Here is a 21793-nt window from a genome sequence, read left to right as displayed (position 1 = left end):
CCTTACTGCTTCTTACTGTACCGTATTTTATGGGCATCACAGAATGCCGTGAACAAGTCCAGGGCATCCACAGGTACTCGCACCGTGGCGCTGACAGAGGCTCCATAACCCACCTCATCCACCTGGGCGCTGTGCTGTTGGCACCAGTGCCGCAGGGATTGTTCATCGGCAAACCCCATGTCAACATCCAGATCTTCCAGCGCCGGCTGGATTACCCGGCCGACCTGGGACAATACTGACTCGGCAGCACCGGCATAAGCCCGGACCAGCCCGCCGGCGCCCAGTTTGATACCCCCAAAATAGCGGATCACGATGACCAGCACATCCCCCATATCCTTATGCTGGATGACATTGAGAATGGGTTTGCCCGCGGTGCCTGACGGCTCTCCGGCGTCATTCATTGCGGCCTCGGCCGCAGCGCCGGGCCGACCGATCTGATAGGCCCAGCAGACATGGCGGGCATCAGGATGGTCCAGATGAGCCTGATCGACGTAGCCACGCACATCATCCCGATTTGAGACCGGAGCAACCCGGGCAATGAAACGGCTTTTCTTCACCTCGGTTTCGCATTCCAGGAAACCGGCGGGTATGGGATAATCTTTGGCCATGTCGAATAGTCCTGACGTACCGATGGCCGGACAAGGAGCCAACGATGTCGACGAATACATCCTCCCCCGCCGGAACCGCCCCGGCCGCAAAGCTTAAAAAAGCCGGCTGCGGATTCCGCTTCAGCGAAGGCGAGCTGCAGGAAGGTATTGATTTTTCAAAGGCGAATCAACTGCTGCCGCAAGATCCTGAAGAACCCGAAGCACCTGAAGAATCCGCGGTGACGGAGGCCTCCGCCTCAGACTCCGGCAAACAGCGGCAAGGTGATCGTCACGATTAACCCCCGGCCCGCGTCCCCCGGCGACTGATCCGCGCCGTTTTGGGCACCAATGGTACCATCATGGGCCTCCACTATGGCCCGCGCGATGGCCAACCCGAGCCCCCAGCCCTGGCCAGAGCGAGCCTTATCGGCTCGATAAAATGGCTCAAACAGGTGCGACAGACTCTCCTTCGAGACCCCCGCCCCCTGATCGTGGACTGAAATTACGACCGCGTCACCGGCCACAGCTACCGAACACGCCACCACCCCGCCTGGCGGTGTATGGTCAAGGGCATTCTGAAGCACATTATCCAGTGCCCGCCGCAGAAAAAGACCGTCCACCAGCACCAGAACACGGGTACTGCCGGCCGAGGCATCCAGATGGCAATCCACCCCCTGTTGTTCGGCATAGTCCGCTGCATCGGCTAGCACTTCCTGCAACAACTGCACCGGCGGAATACCTTCCCGCTCGAATTCCACCCCTTGTTCGAGCACCTGATAGAGCGACAGGATCTGCGCCGTCATGCCTTCCAGGCGTTCATTCTGTCGCAGGATACTTGCCATCAACTCCGGGTCAGCACCATTCTCTGACGCCAGCTCAATGGCTACGCGCTGACGCATCAGGGGCGTCCTGAGATCATGGGAAATATCACGGAGCAGATGTTTCTGACGTTCGAGCAGATGGCAAAGCTGATCGGTCATGTCGTTGAATGCCGTGGCCAGGGCGCCGATTTCATCCAGACGGTCGGCGATCCTTCGACCAACCCGCAATGAACGGTTGCCCCCCGCAATCGACCGGGCGGTGCGTTCCATATGACGCAGAGGCCGCGCGATCAGACGCGCCACCCACCAACAGGCCAGCGACACCAGTACCATCGCCAGCCCCCACTCAACCAACCGGAACAACCTGGGATCCAGCCACCCGGCCGCCCCGGCCCTTGGCCAGGCCACCAGCCGATACTCATCCCCAAACTCCAGTACCGCAGGGCGCTGATGATGCCAGCCCTGATCGATCCTCTTGCGAATCTCATCGGGAATACGTTCTTCCGCCTCTCCGTCAAGCAACACAATCCGCAGATCCAGTGCCTGCCCCTGCTGAAACAGATAGCGGCGCATGTCGCTGTGGCCCTGATGCTCACGGATCCTGATCGCTTCCTCCCCCACCTGACGCAGTTCTTTCTGGCGTTCAATACCGGACCGTTCCCGCTCGATCAGTTCACGGGTAACCAGGTTGCTGGTCACCACGGTGACCGCCATGGCCAGCCAGATCATCAGAAAGATCCGCCAGAACAGCGGAAACAGCCGTCTGCGTTGACTCATACCGCCACCCGATAGCTGTAACCAAGCCCCCTGACGGTTTCGATACGGTACTGACGGTCATCCCCCAGTTTGCGACGCAGATTGCTGATGTGCATGTCCAGGGTACGATCGTGGCTGGCCAGCCGTCGGCCAAGCGCCCACTGCATCAGGTCGTTCTTGCGAACCACACTGCCGGCATGGGCCAGCAGCACCTGAAGCACTTCATATTCGGTTGCGGTCAGTTCAAGCGGGACCCCCTGCAGCAACACCCGGCGCCGGTCAGCCTCGATGGTCAGATCACCGACCTGCCGTGCCTCAGCGCGCTCCACTTTCTGATCCCAATTGACCCTTCGTAACAGGGCCTGCAAACGAGCCACCAGCTCACGGGGGTTACAGGGCTTGGGAATATAATCATCGGCGCCGACCTCAAAGCCAACGATTCGGTCAGTTTCATCACCGCGGGCGGTCAGCAGGACCACTGGCAAGTGAGTTCGCGCCCTGAGCTGCCGAAGCACCTCCAGGCCATTGATGTCAGGCAGCATGATGTCCAGCACCACCACATCACACAGATGATCTTCCGCCAGCGACAGACCGTCCTGACCATTGGCGGCTTCCCGAACCGTGAACCCCTGCCCGCTGAGGTAGCGTGCAAGTAATGTCCTCAGCTCATCGTCGTCTTCAATCAACAGCACCCGGTTTTGCACGTAGTCCCCCACTATCCGCCTGAAAGGATTCTAGCACGGGGGCAGAACATGCCCGCCCACGCGGGCTGCGCCTTTGCACAACCTTTACACAGCCCTGACAACCGCTGACAAAACGGCAACTAGACTGGTTCTGGAATCGACACACAATCACTGGAGTTAAATCATGACATCAAACAAGCTGACCCGTTTCCTGGCCCCGGCCCTGCTGTGTTCTGCCATTCTGGCCGCGCCGGCTGCCTATGCCGACCGTCACGGCCAGGGTGACCATCCCCGCCTGTCACCGGAGCAAATGTGTGAGCGCCTGCAGTCCGGTGACCCACGGTTCGACCGGGAAGAACGCCACGAACGCAGGGAAGCCCGCTGGGCGGAAATGGCTGACCGCCTGGCACTCACCGATGAGCAGCGCCAGACCTGGGACGAAATCCACCAGGAGCAGAAGCAGGAATGGCAGCAACGCCATGAGGAGCGTCGTGCGCGCTTGATGGAGCGCTGCGAGGAACTGGAAGACAAGTAATCAGGACGTCTGATGGCGCCAGGTCGGCCTGACCGGGCGCCATTAATGCCCCGAAACCGACAACAGACCGCGACTCAGGCTGGCGACTCTGTCGAACCCTTTCTCCCGCAGGATGTTCACCGCCATGGCCGACCGGCGCCCCGAACGGCAAAGCGCAACAATGGGTTTGTCGGTGGGCAATTCGGCCACCCGATCACGGAGCTGGTCCAGGGGAATCTGCACATCAATGAGAACACCGGCTGCGGGAGTCTCTTTGATTTCCTCATCCAGCCGGACATCCAGCACGGTGACCTCGCCCATGTGGTGCTCAAGCCATTCGTGATCAACCTCGGGAACGCCCGCATAAGACAGGTGAATATCGGCCCAGTCGGGCTCCTCTGGCAGCTTGCCATCTTGCGGGCAACCACTGCGGAGGTTTGCGGGTACAGCTTCATCGATCAACTTCGGGTGCGGCAGCTTCATTGCCATCATGTATTCGACAAAGTCAGTTTCATTAGCACCAGCCCCGACACGGGCATTAAACGCTTTTTCCTCACCGATGGAACTGACGTTGCGGCCGTTATAATCGTGGGCCGGATAGACCAGACAGTCGTCCGGCAGCGCAAACAGTCGCTGGGTGATCGACTCAAACAGCTTATGGGCATTACCCTGCTGAAAGTCGCTGCGGCCACACCCCCGGATTAACAGGGCATCGCCAGTAAACACCATGGACTGATCCTCCAGAACATAGCTCATACACCCGTCCGTATGACCGGGCGTTGCGATGGCTTTCATCCGCACGCCGTCGACCCCGAAGAGCTGGCCATCCTCCAGATAATCATCCACATACTTCGCCCCGATCGCCTTGGCTGAGGCAATCCGGCAGCCGGTTTTCTGCTTCAACAGCCAGGCGGCGGTGATGTGGTCGGCGTGGGCGTGGGTATCGACAACCAGGGCCAGCTCAAGGCCCAGCTCGTCCAGCAAGGCAAGGTCACGTCTGGCCCGGGAAAACACCGGGTCGATAACCAGCGCCTGCTTGCAGACTTCGTCCGCCAGAACATAGGTATAAGTGGACGACACATCATCAAATAGCTGACGAAAAATCATCGGGCTACCCTCACTCACGTTCGCCAAGTTTTCAGGAGACTGTCTACCAGTCTGGCACAGGATCGCCCGGGGGTGATCTGACCCTGGTCAGGACAATCCCGGTTAGCGGCCCCGGGAAATACGTGCCGGCTCTTTCGGAATGCCGGTTATCACCGGTGGTGCCTTGACCAAGGACGTCCAGGCCTCAAAGGTGCTCAGGAAAATCTGCCCGCGAAGTTCGTGGCAGAACCCGGTTTTACGCAGACGATCCATAACCGGCCCTTTAACTTCCGCCAGATGCAGGGTGATGCCAGCTTCCTTCAGACGGCTGTCAATGGCTTCCAGGCTCTCCAGTGCGGAGGCGTCAATGTCGTTCACCGCCTGACACGCAAGCACCAGGTTTTTCAGCCGTGGCCGCGCAGACACCAGTTCCAGCACCCGGTCTTCCAGGTACCGGGCGTTGGCGAAGTAAAGGCTCTCATCCACCCTCAGGATAATCGTCGCATCGTCGGTACGGACATCGTGGCGACTCACGTTACGGAAATGCTCGGTGCCCGGGATCAGTCCCACCACGGCACTGTGGGGCCGACTGGTTCGGTAAAGGTAGAGGCCCAGCGACATGCCGACCCCGACCAGAATACCCAGTTCAACACCATGCCCCAGCGTCAGTATGATGGTGGCCAGCATGGCGGCACCGTCGGCCCTGGAATAATTCAGGGTCCGGCGGATCGCAGAGAAATCAATCAACGTACTGACCGCAATAATAATGGTCGCCGCCAGAGTCGCCTTGGGCAGAAACGCCAGCAAACCCGTCAGCGTCAACGTGGCGATCGCAATGCCCAGAGCCGTGAGGGCGCCAGCGATCGGGGTTTGTGCACCCGCCTCAAAATTCACCACCGAGCGGGAAAAGCCACCGGACACCGGTGAACCGCCACCAACCCCCGCACCAACATTGGCCAGCCCCAGGGCGATCAGCTCGGCATTGGGATCAATCCGCTGGCGCCGCTTCGCCGCGAGGGTCTGGGCGACGGACACGGATTCGACAAATCCCACCAGACTGATCAGCACCGCGGCCGGCAACAGGGTGCTCCAGATGGCCGGGTCCAGGGACGGTAGGCTGATGCTGGGCAGGCCACTGGGCACCTCTCCCACCAGCTTGACCCCGGTGGCACCGAGATCCCAGAACCAGGCCGCCGCTGTAGTCACAATCACGGCTGACACCGGCGCGGCCTTAGTGGCCAGATCTGCCAACCGCTCTGACAGGCCGACCGCCATGAGTCCACCTTTGAGAAAACGCCGGCACACGTAGAGGAACAGCAGAGCGCCGCCCCCGATCATCACCGTCACCGGATTGATAGCCCCCAATTGCTGCCAGAGCCCCTGCCCCATTTCCAGCAGGTTTTGGCCACCTCCGTTGATTCCGAGGATATGGCCAATCTGGCTAGCGGCGATCAGGATGCCCGATGCCGTCACGAAGCCCGAGATCACCGGATGGCTGAGAAAGTTGGCAAGAAAACCGAGCCGGAGAACCCCCATGGCAAACAGGATCAGCCCCGACAGGGCCGCCAGCACGAGGGCGGCACCAACGTATTCCGGCGAGCCCGCTTCGGCAATGCCTCCCAGAGCCGACGCCGTCATCAGCGACGCCACGGCCACGGGCCCGACCGCAAGGGTCGCACTGGTGCCAAAAATGGCATACACCACCAGCGGGATCATACTGGCGTACAACCCCACTTCAGCAGGGAGGCCAGCGAGCAGGGCATAGGCCAGCGCCTGGGGTACGAGCATCAGGGTAACGATGACCGCCGCCAGGCTATCACTGACAAATGTTCCGCCGTTGTAGCCCTTCAGCCAGCGGGCCACGGGCAGGAACCTAGCAATCCGATCTATCATCAATTCCGCTCCATGAGCCTAGTCCTGCCGAACCGCTGGTCTGGCCAGCCATTCCCGCCCCTTGAGCATGCCATTCCAGTAGATCCAGGGAAGCTGCTTTGCTTTCAGCCACCAGGCCATTCGGGTCGCCTTGGTGCCGTCATTCAACCATTGTGGGAAGGTTGGCTGCAGTTTGCCACCATAGCCAAACTCGGCGAGCACAATCCGCCCCCGCTCTACCGTCAGAGGGCAGGAACCATACCCGAGGTAGGCGGCACGCAACGGCGAGCCATCGAGAGAGGCAAGCAAGTTTTCCGCCACGACCGGCACCTGTTTTCTCGCTGCCGCCATGGTCTTGGCATTGGTGGTGCCGATAGCATCCCCTACCCCGAAGATCGTCGGGTAGCGGTTGTGCTGCAGGGTTTCCGCATTCAGGTCGAGCCAGCCATCAGCGTTGGCCAGACCGGAGCGGGCAATGAAGTCAGGGGCTACCTGCGGAGGAACGACGTGGAGCATGTCAAAAGAGTGCTCCACGGTTTCCCTATGATCGCCGATGGTTTTGACAAAGCGGGCGATCTTCGCGGCGCCATCGACCGCGACCAGCTGCTCCATGTAGTTAACGTCGATGCCATACATCGCGACGTATTTCTGGAGCTCAGGCACATAGTCCTCAACGCCGAACAATACTCCGCCTGCCGAGTGGAATGAGATATCCATCGAATCAAGCACACCCGCCCGCCGCCAGTGATCAGCCGACAGATACATGGCCTTCTGGGGCGCACCTGCACACTTGATCGGCATGGGCGGCTGGCAGAACAACGCCTTGCCCTGCTTCATCTGCTGAACCAGAGACCACGTATAGGGGGCGAGATCGTAACGGTAGTTGGAGGTGACCCCATTCTGGCCAAGTGTCCCGGACAGCCCCTCGATGGCGTCCCAGTTCAGCAGCAGTCCTGGCGCAACAACCAGGCGCTGATAGCCCACACGGCAGCCATCCGCCAGCGTCACCAGCTGTTCATCCGGGTCGACCCGCTCAGCTGCCTGCCGGTACCAGTGACAACGGTCGGGAATCACCGTTTCCGTTCGCCGACGGGTACTCTCGGCGGAGAAAACACCTCCGCCCACCATGGTCCAGCCTGGCTGATAGTCGTGGGTGGTCTTCGGATCCAGAATTGCGATGTCCAGGTCTGCCTGCCGTTTCAGCAGGCTGGCCGCCGTCGCCACGCCTCCGGAACCGCCGCCAATGATAACCACATCGTGGTGCCTGACCGGGAACTCGGTTTTATGGTAGTGACTCTGCATTTGAATCTTGCCTCCGGAGTTGCCAGGGCTCCTGCCCCGTGACTCACACTCAGTCTCGCTATTTCTGGCCCAGCATGTCCTGTATGGGCTGAGGATCGTGTCCGGCGTCATGGGCCGCCTTGAGCAGCTGCGCAATATTGCACTGGGGCGCCTTGGCCCGGGCCTGGGCCCACAGGTGCACGGCACGACGTCCGGTTCTGCAGAACGCCAGTATGGGAGAGGACAGCTGCTCCAGGGCCTGCCCGAACGCTTCGACATCGGCCTCGGAATACTCGCCCGGGGCAACCGGAATACACACCCACGACAGCCCCAACTCGGCAGCGGCCGCAGCAAAGGCGCCAGCCCCCTGGAAACCATCCTCTCCGGGCAGCCGGTTACAGATCACGGAACGAAAACCCTGTGCTTTCACCTCAACCAATTCATCGGTTGTCAGGGCATCAGCGATTGCAAACGCCGGTTCGAGGTAATGAATGTTCATGTTGCCCCCTAGAACAGGTTGACTGGGATTTTCAGGTAAACCTGACCGTTGTTGTCCTCCGGCGGCATCTCGCCCGCCCGCATGTTGACCTGCACGGAGGGCAGAATCAGGCGTGGCATGGCCAGCGTGGCGTCCCGGTCGGTGCGCAGCCTGACAAAATCATCCTCGCTCATGCCGGTGTGAACATGAATGTTGCGCTCACGCTGTTCGGCCACGGTGGTCTCGTGCAGATACTCGTCCCGCCCCGGTGCCTTGTAGTCATGGCACAGGAAAATACGGGTCTCTGAAGGCAATGCCAGCACCTTCTGAATCGACTGATACAGGATGTGGGCACTGCCACCCGGAAAATCACAGCGGGCCGTTCCGGCATCCGGCGCAAACAGCGTGTCGCCAACAAAGGCCGCATCGCCAATCACATAGGTCAGGCATGCGGGGGTATGCCCCGGGGTATGCAGGATGCGCCCTTCAAGAGCGCCCACCTGGAAGGTATCTCCCTCCCGGAACAGACGGTCGAACTGACTGCCATCGCGGGCAAACTCGGTACCGGCGTTGAACGCCTTGCCAAAAATCTCCTGCACCTCGATGATCTTCTCGCCGATGCCGGTCTGGCCACTGACCTTGTTTTTCAGATAGGGCGCCGCTGACAGGTGGTCAGCGTGGACGTGAGTTTCCAGTATCCACTCGACCGTCAGACCCTGCTCACGAACGAAGCTGATAATCTCGTCGGCCGACCGGACGTCAGTCCGCCCGGAGGCGTAATCAAAATCCAGAACCGAATCCACGATCGCGCAAGAGCGGCTGCCGGGATCCTTCACCACGTAACTGAAGGTGTTGGTAGGTTCATCGAAGAAGCAAGTGACGACTGGTTTCAGCATCGTCGTTCCTCCATACCAGGGGTGGCTATTTTGTGATCTTCAATAAACCACATTTTGAGTTATAAGCATAGATCTTTTTTGAATATGAATTGTTATCGCCCCTGCAGCCCGATCCATCAGCGGTGGATGAATGCCGGATGCTTTGCCGGTATGGTTACGGCTAGTGTCCCGCCCGGGACAGCAGCCCGACCTTCGTGATGGACGCCATGCCCGAACTAACGCTCGAAACCGTTACCACCATTGACGATATCCCCGAAGCAGCCTGGGACCGGTTCAGCAGCGCCGGTAACCCATTTCTTCGCCATCGTTTCTTCGCGGCTCTGGAGCATAGCGGATGCACCACCCAGGCCAGCGGCTGGCAGCCCTGCCACCTGTTGATCAAGCTGGACGGTGTTCTGGCCGGTGTTGCCCCGGCCTACCTGAAAAACCACTCAATGGGGGAATATGTGTTCGACTGGGGCTGGGCTGATGCCTACCAACGCCATGGTCTGCCGTATTACCCCAAGTTGCTCATTGCCGTGCCGTTTACCCCGGCCCAGGGTCCACGACTGCTGCTGGATCCGCAGCAACGGCAGAGGATGACCCCAGCCATGATTCAGCACGCCCTCGACCTGCTGATCAGCCGACTTGGCGCCCACTCCTGGCACCTGCTGTTTCCCGACCAGGCCGACCAGTCGTTGCTGGACAGCCCCGGCAGCCTTCACCGGCTGGGTTGTCAGTTTCACTGGCACAACCGCGGCTATCACCAGTTCGATGATTTTCTGGCCACGCTGACCTCCCGCAAGCGCAAGTCCATTCGCCGGGAGCGACGTCAGGTCAGCGAGCAGGGCATTCGCTTTGAACACTACCCCGGCACCGACCTGTCAGGAGCGGCCTTGTCCACCTTTTACCAGTATTACCAGGCGACCTACTTCAAGCGCGGCCAGCGGCCCTATCTCAACCTCAGTTTTTTCCGTGCCCTGCAACGGGAACAGCCGGAGCAGCTACACCTGATCATGGCGGAGAAAGACGGAGACTGGATTGCCGGAGCCCTTTTCCTGATCGGCGCCGACACCCTGTATGGGCGTTACTGGGGATGCCTGGAGGAATACAACCACTTGCATTTCGAAACCTGCTATTACCAAGGCATCGAACTGGCCATTGCCCTCGGCCTGGCCCGCTTTGACGCCGGCGCGCAGGGCGAACACAAGCTGATCCGGGGATTTGAGCCCACCCTCACACATTCCTGGCATGGCGTTGCCCATCCGGATTTTCGCCAGGCCATCGGGAATTTCTGCAGGGAAGAAGCCGACCAGGTTCGTGGCTACCGTAACGAAGCAATGACGTTGCTTCCGTTCCACAAGGGCGCCACTGATTAGACCGGCAGATTCAGACGGCCGGTAAACTGGCAGGGTCGTACAGCCAGAATGGGTTTTGCCAGTCGAAAGGCTTTTGCTTGTAATGCCTGCTCCTTGTTCGCCAACACGCGGTTCAGACAACGCCAACCGACCTGAGTCAGTCGAATCTGGTCAGCATGGGCAGACAGGTGCTCTTCGAGCACCGCCACATCATTCGCCAGCCCCTGAACCTCGGTGAGCTTCTTCAGCTGCCCGACCAGCCGCTGTGACGGTTTTGGGAGCAACGGTTTGAGGAAGCGCAGGCTGTAGTAGAGCTCCTTGCTGCGTTTGCGGAAGTCATGAAAATCTTCCCGGTCACCGGAATCGCTGGCTTTATGCCACGCTTTGCGGGCCCGCCGGTAGATCCGCTCCAGTGCGGATAAGCCGTTGGGAATGCCACAACCCGGACCCCGGGCACACTGCGCTTCGGCGCTCTGAGCCAGTTCCAGATACATCGACTGGTCGCCAGGTCTCGCTTCAGCGACACCTTCTGGCGTGCTCAGAAAACGGGTCACTGGAACAAACTCACTGCCCTGAAAATCCGCAATCTCATTCACCAGCCCCTGCCAGGTCTTCACCATCACCACCGCATCGCGCTGCCCGGACAAACCCGCCGCGAGCGAGCGATAGAAACGCTGATGGGAGGCATCTCCACCAAACAAACGCAGCAACGCCCGTACTTCCTTGCAGCTTCTTCGGGCCTGGTGCACCCCACGTTCCGGCTCACGGCAGGCCATCAACAAGGCCAACGCCAGAGTTTCATTGAGCGAGCGATACAGGTTACGGAACTCAGAATCCAGGGGGCGCCCGGGCCGCAGGCGATAACGCATGGCCACCTCGCAAACCAACTCACAGGGTCAACACAACAGCGCAACCTTCTGATCATAGACTAGCTGGAGGAACAGTCGGCGGCCACGGCTGCGGGGACTGGTCTACACTTTAAAAAGTTCGCATCGTACAAACTTCGCAACACCAGTACCGGACCCAGCCAAGGGCAATACGCCATGGACGCAGAGCGCCTGCTTGCCAACCTGACTCCCCTGCCCGAAAGCACCCTTGTTTTGGTGCTGGCCGGGGCCGCGCTGGTGCTGGCCTTACTCACTCTGATCACCAGCCGGCGCTACCGTAACCGCTGCCAGGACGATCTGGATTACACCCGCCAACGGCTGGACATCCTCTGGCGGGAGATGGATGAATTACGGGTGGAACACTTCAATGGCTCATCCAGACCAGTCAGCGAGACGACGCCTCCGGATCCGGAGCGTCTGGCCATCGAACAAGCCGCCTATGAGAAGCTCTGGCCGCTGATCTGCGATCTCCACGAAAAGCTCGGTACCTTCCTGCGGGCCGCCGAAACCGGTGAAGCGGCTTCCGACAGCCGGCTTCAGGCCCGCAACGCCGCGCTCGAAGCCCGCACCGTTCTGAATACGGTCCGCCCCTTCTGCTACGCCCATGCTGACGATCTCGCCACCCGCTTGATCGATCAGGAGATCAAGGCCCATCTTGCCGGGTGTCAGTATCAGGACCTGCGAAGCGAAACCGGCAACCAGGAAGGGGGCGAACGGGAACAGCTGCAGCAGAAGTTTCGTATGCTCTATGATGGCGAATGCCGTGAACTTTTGAACCAGTTAATTGAAGTGATCCGGAGAAGAATGATCAGAACAACGGAGCCGTCGCCCCGGTGAAATCAGACAAACTGCGATTATTTACCGGTATCGAACTGCCTGAGACGATCCGTCAGGCCATCCCGGATTGCCAATGTCACCTGCCCGGGGCCCGCTGGCAAACCTTCGGGCAATTACACCTGACGGTGAACTTTATTGGCGCCGTCTCCCCGGCCCTCGCGGAAGAAATCGCCGCCCGGGTACGCGATACCCAATTTGCGCCCTTCAGCGTGGTGCTGACCGGAGCCGGCCATTTTCGCACTCGCGCAGTGTGGTTGGGGGTCGAGCCTGAGGCCCCCCTCATCGACCTGCATAACCAGGACAAGGCCGCACTTACCGCCCTTGGCGTCACGCTGGACAATCGCCACTACCGCCCCCACGTGACCCTCGCCCGCATGGCCAGCGGAGCACAGCGGGAAGACATTGCCCGTTACGTTAAGGCGTTCCGGGACTTCCACTGTGCGCCCTTTGACGTACGTCAACTGGCCCTGTTTTCCAGCACCCCCGGGGTTGGCGGGTCGCGCTACGAGATAATTGCCCGCTCCGGCGAAGCCCGCTGACAAGAATCCGGTGGCAAGGACTTGTGCCCTTTACGGAACACTAGCTGCCCTCGATTCGGAACCCCACCTTCATCACCACCTGGTAATGGGCCACCTTGCCATCGACTACATGGCCCCGAGTTTCCAGCACCTCAAACCATTCCATGTTGCGAATGCTCTTACTGCAGGACTCCAGCGCGTTACCAATGGCCTCCTCGATACTGTTCCTGGATGAGCCGACCACTTCCACTTTCTTGTAAGTATGATGATTGGACATGGAAACCTCCGTAGAGCGCCTGGCGCTCGGACTCAAGGGTTACCCTTTGAGCCTAGCCCACACCGTGGGATCTGCACAGGTGCGGGCCCGGAACCTCGCCACTACTGTGCCGTGGAGGTTTGCTGATAGCGGGCTGCGGCCTGCTGGCGTTCGGCAATGCGCGCCAGCAGTTCAAGCCGAATGCGGTCGATCAGGTTCATATACTGATCAAGGGGATTTTCGCCATAGTTGTCCAGAACGCCGTCTTCGACTCCGGCTTCAGCCGACTGCTGTGCCCGCTCCAGATAATCCCGTTGCTGCTGGCGAATCTCATTCAGTTTGTCCAGCGCCTGCCGGATGCTGGCAATGCGGTCATCGCGACTGTTACCGGGGGTGCCAGTGCCGCTGGAGAAGCCCAGTGACTGCTGGGCCGGGGGCACATCGGCCGGCTGTTGATCGTTGAGGTCGAGTTCTTCCAGGGTTCTGACTTCGCCGTCAGTCGTCAGGTAGAGCCCGGTGGCCTTGATCTGCCCCAGCGGGACGCCCTGACTGTTGGTCAGGGTGAAGCTGTCGCTGGCAGCGTCAACATACAGCGCACGGACACCAACGTCAGCCAGCGAGCGCAGTTCCTCACCTCCGTCTTCGGTCTGCACCCACACTTTCAGGTCCCCGAAGACTGGATCATCCGCGTCGATCCAGCGATTGCCATCGTCGTCGTAACGCGCCAGGTCAGCGAAGCCGGAACCTGACTGCGGACCGAACAACTCGGATCCGTCGTCCACCTGACCATTGCCGTTCCGGTCCAGCACCAGATAGCCGCTGCCACTGCCGAGGCGGGCAAGCCGTTCCTGGTCACCGTCGCTGTCGAGATCAAATTCAAACAGCGCATCGCTGAGCGACGCACTGGCGGTACCGAAATTGATCACCAGCGGGTCAGTGGCGGGGCGCTCGACAATCTTCAGGCTTTCCGAGTATTCGTACTGGTGACTCTGCTGCTGGCGCAGGGCGAGGGTGAAATCCACCGTTGCGCCATCGCCCAGCTCGATGGTGCCCATCGCGGTCACACTGCGGGACTCGGTCATGGAGTAGAAGGAATAACGCCCGGCCGTGATGCTCAGCGAACCCCGGTCAGACACTCCAACCTCGCCACCCAGGGCCGCCCGACTGATACGAATGGCCTCCTGGCCCGCCAGTACCAGATCCGAGGACGACTGTGCCAGGCTGGCCGCGGCAAACTGCTGGCGGCCCTGATCCGAGGAAACCTGACTGCTGGAGGTCCAAGCCAGCTGCTCACTGGACTGGTAGTGATACATCGCTTCACGCTGTAACAGTAATTCGGTGCGTCCGCCCTCGGGGGCGGCACTCTGCTGGATGCGTAGCTGGCTAGTGTCAAAAGCGCTGGCCTGGCGACGGCTGTTCTGAACGAAGGAAATCTGACTGCTGGTGATCATGGAGCCTTCCACTTAAAAACGGTCTGCTCCGGTTATCGGCTTACCTGATTATTTCTTGAACACCACTACCTGGCCATCAGGTCAGATAGCGCACCACCGCAGCGGCGGCAATGCCTGCCGCAATTGCCGGTAGCGGCTTGCGAATCAGCAACACCAGTGCAGCCGTTACCAACAGGGCCAGACGGGCACCGGCATCACCTTCCCAAGCCATCGGGACAATGATGGCAATCAGCACTGAGCTGGCCATGGTGTTGATAAAACTCTCGATACGCGGGCTGATGCGTACGAACGACATCAGGAATACGCCACCAAAGCGGGTCACCAGGGTAACGGCAGCCATAATGCCAATCAGCGCGAGGGTACCGGCAACAGAGGTTTCGATGGTCATGCCCGCGAGCCCTCCTCTGAGGCTTCCCCTTTTACTTCACCGTTAACTTCATCAAGCCAGAAGTACCCGACCGCACCGCCCGCCAGCGCGCCCACCACCACATGGGTATTCGGCGGTAGCCAGCGGTAGGCAAACATCGATGCAATCGCTGCGACCGTCCAGGCAACCAGTACCCGGGGTGACTTTTTACCTCCCAGTGCCATGGCCAGCAGAAAGCAGCCCAAGACCATATCCAGCCCCAGCGCCTTGGGATCTTGCAAAAGGCCGCCGAAATACACACCGAGCAGGGTGCCCGCCAGCCAGGCCAGCCACAGCACCAGACCACCACCCAGAATCACTTCCAGGTTACGACGGCCGCTCTGGTACTCCTGAGCCGCCACCGCCCAATTGGCATCGGTCAGGACCAGCAGGATGCCGTAACGCTGGCCGGCCGGCAGTTCCCGCAGCATCGGGTAGAGCGAAGCGCCCATCAGCAGGTGGCGGGAGTTGATCGCGAACACCACCACGATCAGCGGCAGAACCGACACCTGGGTGCCCCACATATCGAGAGCCGCAAACTGCGAGGCTCCGGCAAAAACCGTGGTACTCATCAGGATTGACTGCGACGGAGTCAGGCCTGCCTGAACGGCAGCCAAACCAAAGGCAGCACCAAAGGCCACCACAAACAGCGAGATGGGAAGAAGGCGAAAAAACTCAGCCCGGACTTTACCGGGCTGTAATTGATACGTTGGCGTGCTGGGATTCATCGTCCAACGCTAAGGAAATTAAGCGCTCCTGCGAATAGGTAGTTGCCGTTATGGGGACGCCATCGCCAGCGCAAGGATGTCTTCGTAGTGACGGAATTCCACTTGCGCAGACGACAGCCCGGCGAGGTTCAGTTCCCTCACCTCGTTGACCATGGCATGCGCGACCATCTCCGACTCAATACCACGGTAACGGCTAAGCGGGCCGATCAACCCCAGGTTGAGCACCGGCATCACCCGGGCCATGGCCGCCTCGCCAGTGCGATGTTCCTGCCGGTTACCGAGCAGCAAGCCAGGGTGATAGATCGACAACAGCGGGTAATGCAGGGCGGTGATGTCCCGTTCGAGCTCGCCCTTAACCCGATTGTAGAAAACCGTGGACGACGGCGAGGCCCCTACCGCTGACATCAGCAGAAAAGCCTTTGCGCCCCGTGCCTTGCCGATCCGGGCCGCTTCCAGGCAGTAATCGTGGTCGACCCGGTAGAAGCGATCCCGGGAGCCGGCCTGACGGAGGGTCGTACCTAGACAGCAAACGACGACATCCACCTCGAAATGATGGGCAGACGCCTCCAGGTGATCAAAATCCGCCTCGGCAGCGATGAGTTTCGGATGCTGCAGCGTTAACGGCCGGCGAGTGAGGGCATGCACCTGTTCAATTTCAGGCGTTGCCAACAACCCCGGCAGGCAGTGACTCCCGGTAAGACCGGTGGCGCCAAGTAACAATACGTTCATGGATCATGAATTCCTGTTGTGAGCGCCACCAACATAGCACAGCTGGTCACTGCCGATTAAGGCTCAGACCAGATGAACCCGACCGTCCGCGCTGGCAAAGGGGTTGTTGAAACTGCTGCCCTCGGCCTTCAGCAGGGCTTCGGGGTGGTGTTCCAGCATCTCCTGTTCCACTTCTTCGGTAAACTTCTTCGGTACGTCCACCATGACCAGGTATTTCCCGGCCTCAATCGCATCGTGGAATCGGCGGATCCGGTAATTCTCGGCAGAAATACCACCAAAACCGCCAAGCCAGCCACCAGCCATGACCGCAAACACAGACAGGCCGACCCAAGCGATGGTTGGCCAGCCGAGACCCGAATAGAGTGCCATCGGCAGGATGAATGAAAGTCCAAGCACCAATCCGATGAGCATGCCCCGCTCGACATAGCGAGCCAGATCGGTTCGATCAAAAACGCTGGCACGATGGAGCCGGTGGGTATACAGCCCTGCCTCGTCCTTGCTGACAACATGAAAGCGCCAGTCGCTGACACCACGGGCGTGCAGGTCATCGGATATGTCCTGCACATGATCAATGTGATCAACCAGATAGAAGAGTCGTTTCATAACCACACCTCCGTTTCGGGACGATATCTATAGCGCCCCAGAGCTGATTATAAAACGACCAGACACCACATCGACCGCCCACCAAGACCGATTGGGGATAACCCCTCAGGGCTTAGCGTCAAACGGAGTAACAGCGACTCAGGCCAGCAGCAGCTGACCCAGGCCAATGCAACTGATCAGCAGCAATACCGAACCGAGCACCCGGAAAAACACCCGCGTTTCAGCCTTCAGCATACGGTCATGAAACTTCAGACCAATGACATGACCGATGGTGGCACAGGGCAGCAGCCAGAGGTGGTGAATCAGTTGCAGGTCGACACCCGCCCAGACAAAGGCCGCCATCTTGATGGTCACCAGGATGAACCAGAGTGCGAACAGGGTATCCCTCAGTTGCGCCCGGGCCACATGCTGGGCCACCACCGCTATGATCAGCGGCGCCCCAATCAGCGAGGTGCCACTGATGTAGCCACCCAGCATCAGGAAAAGGGTGTCTACTGTCCTGCTGTTGCTGCGAAACGGCCGGTTGAATATATAGGAAAGCGAATACAGCGCCACGATGCCGAAAATGATCAGACTCATGATGTGGGCCGGCAGGGTAATCAGCCCGAATACGCCAATCAGCTTGGGCACGATCATGATCCCGAGGATCCGCCACAGGTAGCGCCAGTCCACAGAACTTACCGGGGCGTCGCCGGTTCTGGTCGTGCCCGGAGCTGTCCGCTTGCGGTTGTTGAGGGCAATAGTCAGCGAGGAGAAGACCAGAAGGTGCACCGAAATAATCGGCAGGTACACCAGCGGATCATTATGCACCAGCAGCAAGAAAGGCAAGGAGAGTACGGCACCGCCGAAGCCAAGCCCGGACCGGACAAACCCGCTCCAGATAAAGATCAGCCCGATCAGCGCGTACTGCAGCAGCGAAAGGTCAGCCATAAGTCTCCTGGTCAGCGAAGTGAATCAGCATGGACACGCTGGAAAGTGCGGCAGTCTAACGCAGCCCAACGCGATCGTCGCCATCATGACGTTCTCCTGCCCGACGAATACGCAAGAACCGAAACTCATAGTCCTCTGAAAACCGGGACCTGGCCGCCGCCAGGCGGCCCGGGGCAGCGGCTAAGCGCCAGACGTCTGACGAGAGATACGATGATCTGATCCAAAATTTTTCGTTGACGTGTTTAGAAAAAGCATCTAGTTTGAGCCCTTGTTCGTCCCTCACGAGGGTGAACGAACTCTGAAATCAAGCGTTCGGCCAAAAGCCGAACCACCACAACAACAATACGATGACTACCGCCGTGATCCGGCTGGTGGAGAGGATTTCAACATGTCTTACGCAGCTGTTTCTCCAGCTCAACTGTGCATCCTGCACAGTCATCATCACATCAGCGTTACCCCCACGATTCCAGTGAGTTCTTCCCTCCCCGGCCACGCAAACCGGACCTGTATCCGTTGTTTGCCCGCCAGGGTCTGATTGCGTTCCTGAACTCAAGCTTCCAAGCATGTCGGCACAGACAGTACTGCCGTCAGCCGCTGCATGGTTTTAACTGGAAAAAGTGACCAGTCCTGGACTGGGATAAGGTAACAAGTTATGCGTGATGTCAGCCTCAACGATGTCTGGGAACGTGATTCCGGCCCGGTTTACATGACAGGCAGCCAGGCCCTGGCGCGACTTCCTCTGCTCCAGGCTCAGCTGGATCAACTCAACGATCTCAACACCGCCGGTTTTATCTCCGGCTATCGCGGATCCCCTCTGGGTGGATTTGACCAGGTGTTGTGGAAAGCCAAGGATTACCTCAAGGAAAAACACGTCCACTTTCTACCGGGCGTGAACGAAGACCTGGGTGCTACCGCCGTGTGGGGCTCCCAGCAAGTGAACATTTTCGAAGGCGCCAAATACGATGGCGTTTTCGCCCTCTGGTACGGCAAAGGCCCCGGAGTTGACCGCACCGGTGACGTGTTCAAGCACGCCAACGCCGCCGGTAGCTCCCAGTACGGTGGCGTTCTTGCCGTTGCCGGCGATGACCATGCCTGCAAATCTTCAACCCTGCCCCACCAGAGCGATTACGCCTTCATGGACGCTTCCATGCCAGTGCTTAATCCCAGTGGCGTTCAGGAAATGCTCGATCTCGGCCTGTATGGCTGGGCAATGTCCCGATACAGTGGTTGCTGGATCGGTTTCAAGGCGCTGGCTGAAGTCATGGACTCGTCCATCTCCGCCGACCTCAACCTGAGCCGGATCAACATCCGGATTCCGGATAACCTCACATTGCCGGAAGGCGGTCTCAACGCCCGCTGGCCAGACAAGCCCCTGGAACAGGAAGAGCGCCTGCACCGCTACAAACTTGAGGCGGCCAAGGCCTTCTGCCGTGCCAATCGCCTCGACAAAACCGTGGTCACCGCCAGCCAGCCGCGTTTTGGCATTGTCACCACCGGCAAGTCCTATCTGGATGTTATCCAGGCGCTGGCTGACCTGGGGCTCGGGCATGCCGAGTGCGAAGCCATCGGCCTTACGGTCTACAAGGTAGCCATGACCTGGCCACTGGAACCAGAAGGCATCTTTGAATTCGCCCAGGGGCTGGAAGAAATTCTGGTGGTGGAGGAGAAGCGCGGCCTGATCGAAGATCAGATTCGCACCCAACTCTACGGCTGGCAGGACCAGAGCCGCCCCAACATCATCGGCAAGCGCGATGACCAGGGCAACGAGCTGCTGCCGTCCATCTCCGAGCTGACCCCGGCCATGGTCGCCCGCGCCATCGCCAGCCGCCTCAAGGACCGTTACTGCAACGATACCCTGCGCCAGCGCCTCGATTTCCTGACTGAAAAGGAAACCAGCCTGGCCCAGCCCAAGGAACGCCTTGAGCGCACCCCGCACTTCTGTTCCGGCTGCCCCCACAATACCTCGACCCGGGTTCCCGAAGGGAGCCGCGCACTGGGCGGCATCGGCTGTCACTACATGGCGACCTGGATGGATCGCGGCACCGACACCTTCACCCAGATGGGCGGCGAAGGGGTGACCTGGCTGGGCCAGGCGCCGTTCACCCACCAGAAGCATGTGTTTCAGAATCTCGGTGACGGCACCTACTTCCATTCCGGCCTGCTGGCCATCCGCGCCGCCATCGCCTCCGGTGCCAACATCACCTATAAAGTTCTGTACAACGACGCGGTGGCCATGACCGGTGGCCAGCCTGTCGACGGCACCCTCACCGTTCAGCAGATCTCTCACCAGCTCTACGGTGAAGGTGTCCGCCGCATCGCCGTGGTCAGTGACGACATCGACAAGTACCCGTCTCGGGCAGATTTCGCCGATCGCACCACCTTCCACCATCGCGATGACCTGGATGCCCTGCAACGGGAAATGCGCGAGATCGAGGGCTGTTCAGTTCTGATCTACGACCAGACCTGTGCGGCGGAAAAGCGCCGTCGCCGCAAGCGCGGCACCCTGGCCGACCCGGACCAGCGGGTCATGATCCACTCCGACATCTGCGAAGGCTGCGGTGATTGCGGTATCCAGTCGAACTGCCTGTCCATCCTGCCCAAGGAAACCGACCAGGGCCGCAAGCGCACCATAGACCAGTCTGCCTGTAACAAAGACTTCAGCTGTGTAAGCGGCTTCTGCCCGAGCTTCGTCACCGTCAAGGGCGGCAAGCTCAAAAAGACCCCGGGGGTAGACCAGGCGACCGCTTTTGCTGATCTGCCAGAACCGACATTTGTTGGCGAACACGATCCTTACGGCATTCTTCTGACCGGCGTTGGCGGTACCGGTGTGGTCACCGTCAGTGCCCTGATCGGCATGGCGGCCCACCTTGAGGGCAAAGGCGTGTCGGTGCTGGATCAGGCCGGTCTGGCACAGAAGTTTGGCGCCGTGGTCAGCCATATCCGCATCGGCAATCGTCAGGAGGACATTCATGCGGTGCGGATTCCCGCCGGTGAAGCCGACCTGATGATGGCCTTTGATCTGATGGTCGCAGCCAGCGACGATGCCCTCGCCAAGCTCGATAACCGTTTTTCCCGCAGTGTGGTCAACACTGAGGCCGCCATGCCGGCCGCGTTCACCCGCAATGCCGATCTGGAATACCCTGGCGACGCGATGGAACAGACCATTCGTGAAGCCTCCCGCGCCGATGGCAGCTGGTTCCTCGATGCCGGCGGTCTGGCCAAGGCGCTGATGGGCGATGGCATGGCAGTTAACCTGTTCACTGTCGGCTTCGCTTACCAGCAGGGGCTGCTGCCACTGCGGGCCGAATCGATCGAACGGGCGATTGAACTGAACAACGTCGCGGTGGAGAAAAACAGGCAGGCATTCCTATGGGGCCGCCGTGCCGCCCACGATCTCGACGCAGTCAAAGCCCTCGCCTTCCCTCAGCCGAAGGGCACCCCGGTGCAGATCATGGAAACCACCGATCAGCTGATCGAGCGCAACAAGCGCCACCTCACCGACTACCAGAACGAAGCTTACGCCAGGCGTTACGAGGCCCTGGTACGCAGGGTCGAAAAAACCGTAGACGCCCGGGTCGGCAAGGCCCCCATGCTGGTTCGCGCGGTGGCTGAAAACTACGCCAAGGTGCTGGCCTACAAGGACGAATACGAAGTGGCCCGGCTGTTCAGCAATGGCAGCCTGCGCAAGCAGCTGGCCGAACAGTTCGAGGGAGACTTCGAGCTGGAATTCAACCTGGCGCCCCCCATGGTGAGCCGCGCCAAGAATGGCCAACGCCCCCGCAAGATGAAATTCGGCCCCTGGATGGAGAAAGTGTTTCACATCCTGGCCCGCTTCAAGTCTCTGCGCGGCACCCCGCTGGACGTGTTCGGCTACAGCGCCGACCGCCGCCTGGAAAGGGCGCTGATCCGCGAGTACGAATCCGATGTTCAGTGGCTGCTCAAACACCTGAGCCGCGACCACCTGGATGCGGCCCGCAGTCTGGCGGCTCTGCCCGGCAGGATCCGCGGTTTTGGCCCGGTGAAGGAAGCGGCGTACGAAGCAGCCCGCAAGGAACGCAAGCAGCTGCGCACTGAGCTCAATCCCGCATCCACCGAGCACAACCGGATTGCCAGTGCGGCGATGTGAACCCTGACGCC

The 21793-nt window shown here is 59.9% G+C and carries 22 protein-coding genes; 6 read left to right on the top strand and 16 right to left on the bottom strand.

Annotated elements, in window-relative coordinates:
- Positions 1-2: 2 nt before the first annotated feature.
- Positions 3-608: a YigZ family protein gene (locus tag BLV11_RS03840; protein WP_091811633.1), complete on the bottom strand. Its 606-nt coding sequence runs from the start codon at positions 606-608 to the stop codon at positions 3-5.
- Positions 609-652: 44 nt separating this feature from the next.
- On the opposite strand from BLV11_RS03840, the gene BLV11_RS03835 reads away from it, so the two are divergent.
- Positions 653-886, top strand: a complete 234-nt coding sequence (locus BLV11_RS03835; RefSeq protein ID WP_091811632.1) for a hypothetical protein — start codon at positions 653-655, stop codon at positions 884-886.
- On the opposite strand, the gene BLV11_RS03830 is transcribed toward BLV11_RS03835, so the two are convergent.
- Together BLV11_RS03830 and BLV11_RS03825 are read right to left on the bottom strand one after the other, a co-directional pair.
- Complete coding sequence (locus tag BLV11_RS03830) at positions 845-2185, bottom strand: sensor histidine kinase (RefSeq protein ID WP_091811631.1); 1341 nt, start codon at positions 2183-2185, stop codon at positions 845-847. The genes BLV11_RS03835 and BLV11_RS03830 overlap by 42 nt on opposite strands.
- Entirely contained in the window at positions 2182-2868 is a 687-nt protein-coding gene (locus tag BLV11_RS03825) for a response regulator transcription factor (protein WP_091811833.1), read from the bottom strand. Before BLV11_RS03825 ends, BLV11_RS03830 begins: the two co-directional genes overlap by 4 nt.
- Positions 2869-3031: 163 nt before the next feature.
- Here BLV11_RS03825 and BLV11_RS03820 point away from each other — a divergent pair, with 163 nt between their 5' ends.
- Positions 3032-3382, top strand: a complete 351-nt coding sequence (locus BLV11_RS03820) for a Spy/CpxP family protein refolding chaperone (protein WP_091811630.1) — start codon at positions 3032-3034, stop codon at positions 3380-3382.
- 42 nt (positions 3383-3424) lie between these two features.
- On the opposite strand, the gene BLV11_RS03815 is transcribed toward BLV11_RS03820, so the two are convergent.
- The 5 genes from BLV11_RS03815 to BLV11_RS03795 form a co-directional block, all read right to left on the bottom strand.
- Positions 3425-4468 (bottom strand): MBL fold metallo-hydrolase, encoded by a 1044-nt coding sequence (locus tag BLV11_RS03815; RefSeq protein WP_091811629.1) that lies wholly within the window; start codon positions 4466-4468, stop codon positions 3425-3427.
- A 102-nt stretch (positions 4469-4570) separates the two neighbouring features.
- Positions 4571-6340 (bottom strand): SulP family inorganic anion transporter, encoded by a 1770-nt coding sequence (locus BLV11_RS03810; RefSeq protein ID WP_091811628.1) that lies wholly within the window; start codon positions 6338-6340, stop codon positions 4571-4573.
- Positions 6341-6358: 18 nt separating this feature from the next.
- Positions 6359-7621, bottom strand: coding sequence for an NAD(P)/FAD-dependent oxidoreductase (locus tag BLV11_RS03805; protein ID WP_091811627.1), 1263 nt, complete (start codon positions 7619-7621; stop codon positions 6359-6361).
- A 58-nt stretch (positions 7622-7679) separates the two neighbouring features.
- Positions 7680-8099 (bottom strand): protein tyrosine phosphatase family protein, encoded by a 420-nt coding sequence (locus tag BLV11_RS03800; RefSeq protein WP_091811626.1) that lies wholly within the window; start codon positions 8097-8099, stop codon positions 7680-7682.
- Positions 8100-8107: 8 nt separating this feature from the next.
- Entirely contained in the window at positions 8108-8974 is an 867-nt protein-coding gene (locus BLV11_RS03795) for an MBL fold metallo-hydrolase (protein ID WP_091811625.1), read from the bottom strand.
- A gap of 206 nt (positions 8975-9180) precedes the next feature.
- Between BLV11_RS03795 and BLV11_RS03790 the strand changes: the two genes are divergently transcribed.
- The gene (locus BLV11_RS03790) at positions 9181-10332 is read left to right on the top strand and encodes a GNAT family N-acetyltransferase (protein ID WP_245725906.1); all 1152 of its coding nucleotides are present in this window, start codon (positions 9181-9183) and stop codon (positions 10330-10332) included.
- Here the strand turns inward: BLV11_RS03790 and BLV11_RS03785 are convergent.
- Positions 10329-11180, bottom strand: coding sequence for a CHAD domain-containing protein (locus BLV11_RS03785; protein WP_091811623.1), 852 nt, complete (start codon positions 11178-11180; stop codon positions 10329-10331). The two genes, BLV11_RS03790 and BLV11_RS03785, sit on opposite strands and share 4 nt — an antisense overlap.
- 174 nt (positions 11181-11354) lie before the next feature.
- On the opposite strand from BLV11_RS03785, the gene BLV11_RS03780 reads away from it, so the two are divergent.
- Positions 11355-12035, top strand: a complete 681-nt coding sequence (locus tag BLV11_RS03780; RefSeq protein WP_091811622.1) for a hypothetical protein — start codon at positions 11355-11357, stop codon at positions 12033-12035.
- On the top strand, positions 12032-12574 hold the full coding sequence (gene thpR / locus BLV11_RS03775; protein ID WP_091811621.1) for an RNA 2',3'-cyclic phosphodiesterase: 543 nt from the start codon (positions 12032-12034) through the stop codon (positions 12572-12574). The genes BLV11_RS03780 and thpR overlap by 4 nt, the downstream gene beginning before the upstream one ends.
- A 40-nt stretch (positions 12575-12614) precedes the next feature.
- On the opposite strand, the gene BLV11_RS03770 is transcribed toward thpR, so the two are convergent.
- From BLV11_RS03770 to BLV11_RS03740, 7 genes are all read right to left on the bottom strand, one after another.
- A complete protein-coding gene (locus tag BLV11_RS03770; RefSeq protein ID WP_091811620.1) occupies positions 12615-12830 on the bottom strand; it encodes a dodecin in 216 nt (71 codons plus the stop codon).
- Between the two features lie 101 nt (positions 12831-12931).
- Positions 12932-14260, bottom strand: a complete 1329-nt coding sequence (locus BLV11_RS03765) for a hypothetical protein (RefSeq protein ID WP_091811619.1) — start codon at positions 14258-14260, stop codon at positions 12932-12934.
- Positions 14261-14336: 76 nt separating this feature from the next.
- Complete coding sequence (locus BLV11_RS03760) at positions 14337-14648, bottom strand: AzlD family protein (RefSeq protein WP_091811618.1); 312 nt, start codon at positions 14646-14648, stop codon at positions 14337-14339.
- The gene (locus BLV11_RS03755; RefSeq protein WP_091811617.1) at positions 14645-15394 is read right to left on the bottom strand and encodes an AzlC family ABC transporter permease; all 750 of its coding nucleotides are present in this window, start codon (positions 15392-15394) and stop codon (positions 14645-14647) included. The genes BLV11_RS03760 and BLV11_RS03755 overlap by 4 nt, the downstream gene beginning before the upstream one ends.
- A gap of 48 nt (positions 15395-15442) precedes the next feature.
- Positions 15443-16123, bottom strand: coding sequence for an NAD(P)H-binding protein (locus BLV11_RS03750; RefSeq protein WP_091811616.1), 681 nt, complete (start codon positions 16121-16123; stop codon positions 15443-15445).
- A gap of 63 nt (positions 16124-16186) precedes the next feature.
- The gene (locus tag BLV11_RS03745; RefSeq protein WP_091811615.1) at positions 16187-16726 is read right to left on the bottom strand and encodes a hypothetical protein; all 540 of its coding nucleotides are present in this window, start codon (positions 16724-16726) and stop codon (positions 16187-16189) included.
- 138 nt (positions 16727-16864) lie between these two features.
- Positions 16865-17656, bottom strand: coding sequence for a sulfite exporter TauE/SafE family protein (locus BLV11_RS03740; protein WP_091811614.1), 792 nt, complete (start codon positions 17654-17656; stop codon positions 16865-16867).
- Between the two features lie 652 nt (positions 17657-18308).
- Here BLV11_RS03740 and BLV11_RS03735 point away from each other — a divergent pair.
- A complete protein-coding gene (locus tag BLV11_RS03735; RefSeq protein WP_091811613.1) occupies positions 18309-21782 on the top strand; it encodes an indolepyruvate ferredoxin oxidoreductase family protein in 3474 nt (1157 codons plus the stop codon).
- Positions 21783-21793: the final 11 nt, after the last annotated feature.

The sequence above is a fragment of the Marinobacter mobilis genome (assembly GCF_900106945.1).
In the GTDB taxonomy this organism is placed as follows: domain Bacteria; phylum Pseudomonadota; class Gammaproteobacteria; order Pseudomonadales; family Oleiphilaceae; genus Marinobacter; species Marinobacter mobilis.
The sequence above is the reverse complement of the archived record's forward strand: the minus strand, read 5'-3'. Positions and strand labels throughout refer to the sequence as shown.

Excerpts from the sequence above, each read along its gene's own strand:
- BLV11_RS03790 (WP_245725906.1), top strand. The coding sequence starts at position 9,181 with ATGCCCGAACTAACGCTCGAAACCGTTACCACCATTGACGATATCCCC.
- BLV11_RS03835 (WP_091811632.1), top strand. The coding sequence starts at position 653 with ATGTCGACGAATACATCCTCCCCCGCCGGAACCGCCCCGGCCGCAAAG.
- BLV11_RS03760 (WP_091811618.1), bottom strand. The coding sequence starts at position 14,648 with ATGACCATCGAAACCTCTGTTGCCGGTACCCTCGCGCTGATTGGCATT.
- BLV11_RS03780 (WP_091811622.1), top strand. The coding sequence starts at position 11,355 with ATGGACGCAGAGCGCCTGCTTGCCAACCTGACTCCCCTGCCCGAAAGC.
- BLV11_RS03755 (WP_091811617.1), bottom strand. The coding sequence starts at position 15,394 with ATGAATCCCAGCACGCCAACGTATCAATTACAGCCCGGTAAAGTCCGG.
- BLV11_RS03800 (WP_091811626.1), bottom strand. The coding sequence starts at position 8,099 with ATGAACATTCATTACCTCGAACCGGCGTTTGCAATCGCTGATGCCCTG.
- BLV11_RS03830 (WP_091811631.1), bottom strand. The coding sequence starts at position 2,185 with ATGAGTCAACGCAGACGGCTGTTTCCGCTGTTCTGGCGGATCTTTCTG.
- BLV11_RS03770 (WP_091811620.1), bottom strand. The coding sequence starts at position 12,830 with ATGTCCAATCATCATACTTACAAGAAAGTGGAAGTGGTCGGCTCATCC.
- BLV11_RS03785 (WP_091811623.1), bottom strand. The coding sequence starts at position 11,180 with ATGCGTTATCGCCTGCGGCCCGGGCGCCCCCTGGATTCTGAGTTCCGT.
- BLV11_RS03735 (WP_091811613.1), top strand. The coding sequence starts at position 18,309 with ATGCGTGATGTCAGCCTCAACGATGTCTGGGAACGTGATTCCGGCCCG.
- BLV11_RS03745 (WP_091811615.1), bottom strand. The coding sequence starts at position 16,726 with ATGAAACGACTCTTCTATCTGGTTGATCACATTGATCATGTGCAGGAC.
- BLV11_RS03810 (WP_091811628.1), bottom strand. The coding sequence starts at position 6,340 with ATGATAGATCGGATTGCTAGGTTCCTGCCCGTGGCCCGCTGGCTGAAG.
- BLV11_RS03820 (WP_091811630.1), top strand. The coding sequence starts at position 3,032 with ATGACATCAAACAAGCTGACCCGTTTCCTGGCCCCGGCCCTGCTGTGT.
- BLV11_RS03815 (WP_091811629.1), bottom strand. The coding sequence starts at position 4,468 with ATGATTTTTCGTCAGCTATTTGATGATGTGTCGTCCACTTATACCTAT.
- BLV11_RS03840 (WP_091811633.1), bottom strand. The coding sequence starts at position 608 with ATGGCCAAAGATTATCCCATACCCGCCGGTTTCCTGGAATGCGAAACC.
- BLV11_RS03750 (WP_091811616.1), bottom strand. The coding sequence starts at position 16,123 with ATGAACGTATTGTTACTTGGCGCCACCGGTCTTACCGGGAGTCACTGC.
- BLV11_RS03795 (WP_091811625.1), bottom strand. The coding sequence starts at position 8,974 with ATGCTGAAACCAGTCGTCACTTGCTTCTTCGATGAACCTACCAACACC.
- BLV11_RS03765 (WP_091811619.1), bottom strand. The coding sequence starts at position 14,260 with ATGATCACCAGCAGTCAGATTTCCTTCGTTCAGAACAGCCGTCGCCAG.
- BLV11_RS03740 (WP_091811614.1), bottom strand. The coding sequence starts at position 17,656 with ATGGCTGACCTTTCGCTGCTGCAGTACGCGCTGATCGGGCTGATCTTT.
- BLV11_RS03805 (WP_091811627.1), bottom strand. The coding sequence starts at position 7,621 with ATGCAGAGTCACTACCATAAAACCGAGTTCCCGGTCAGGCACCACGAT.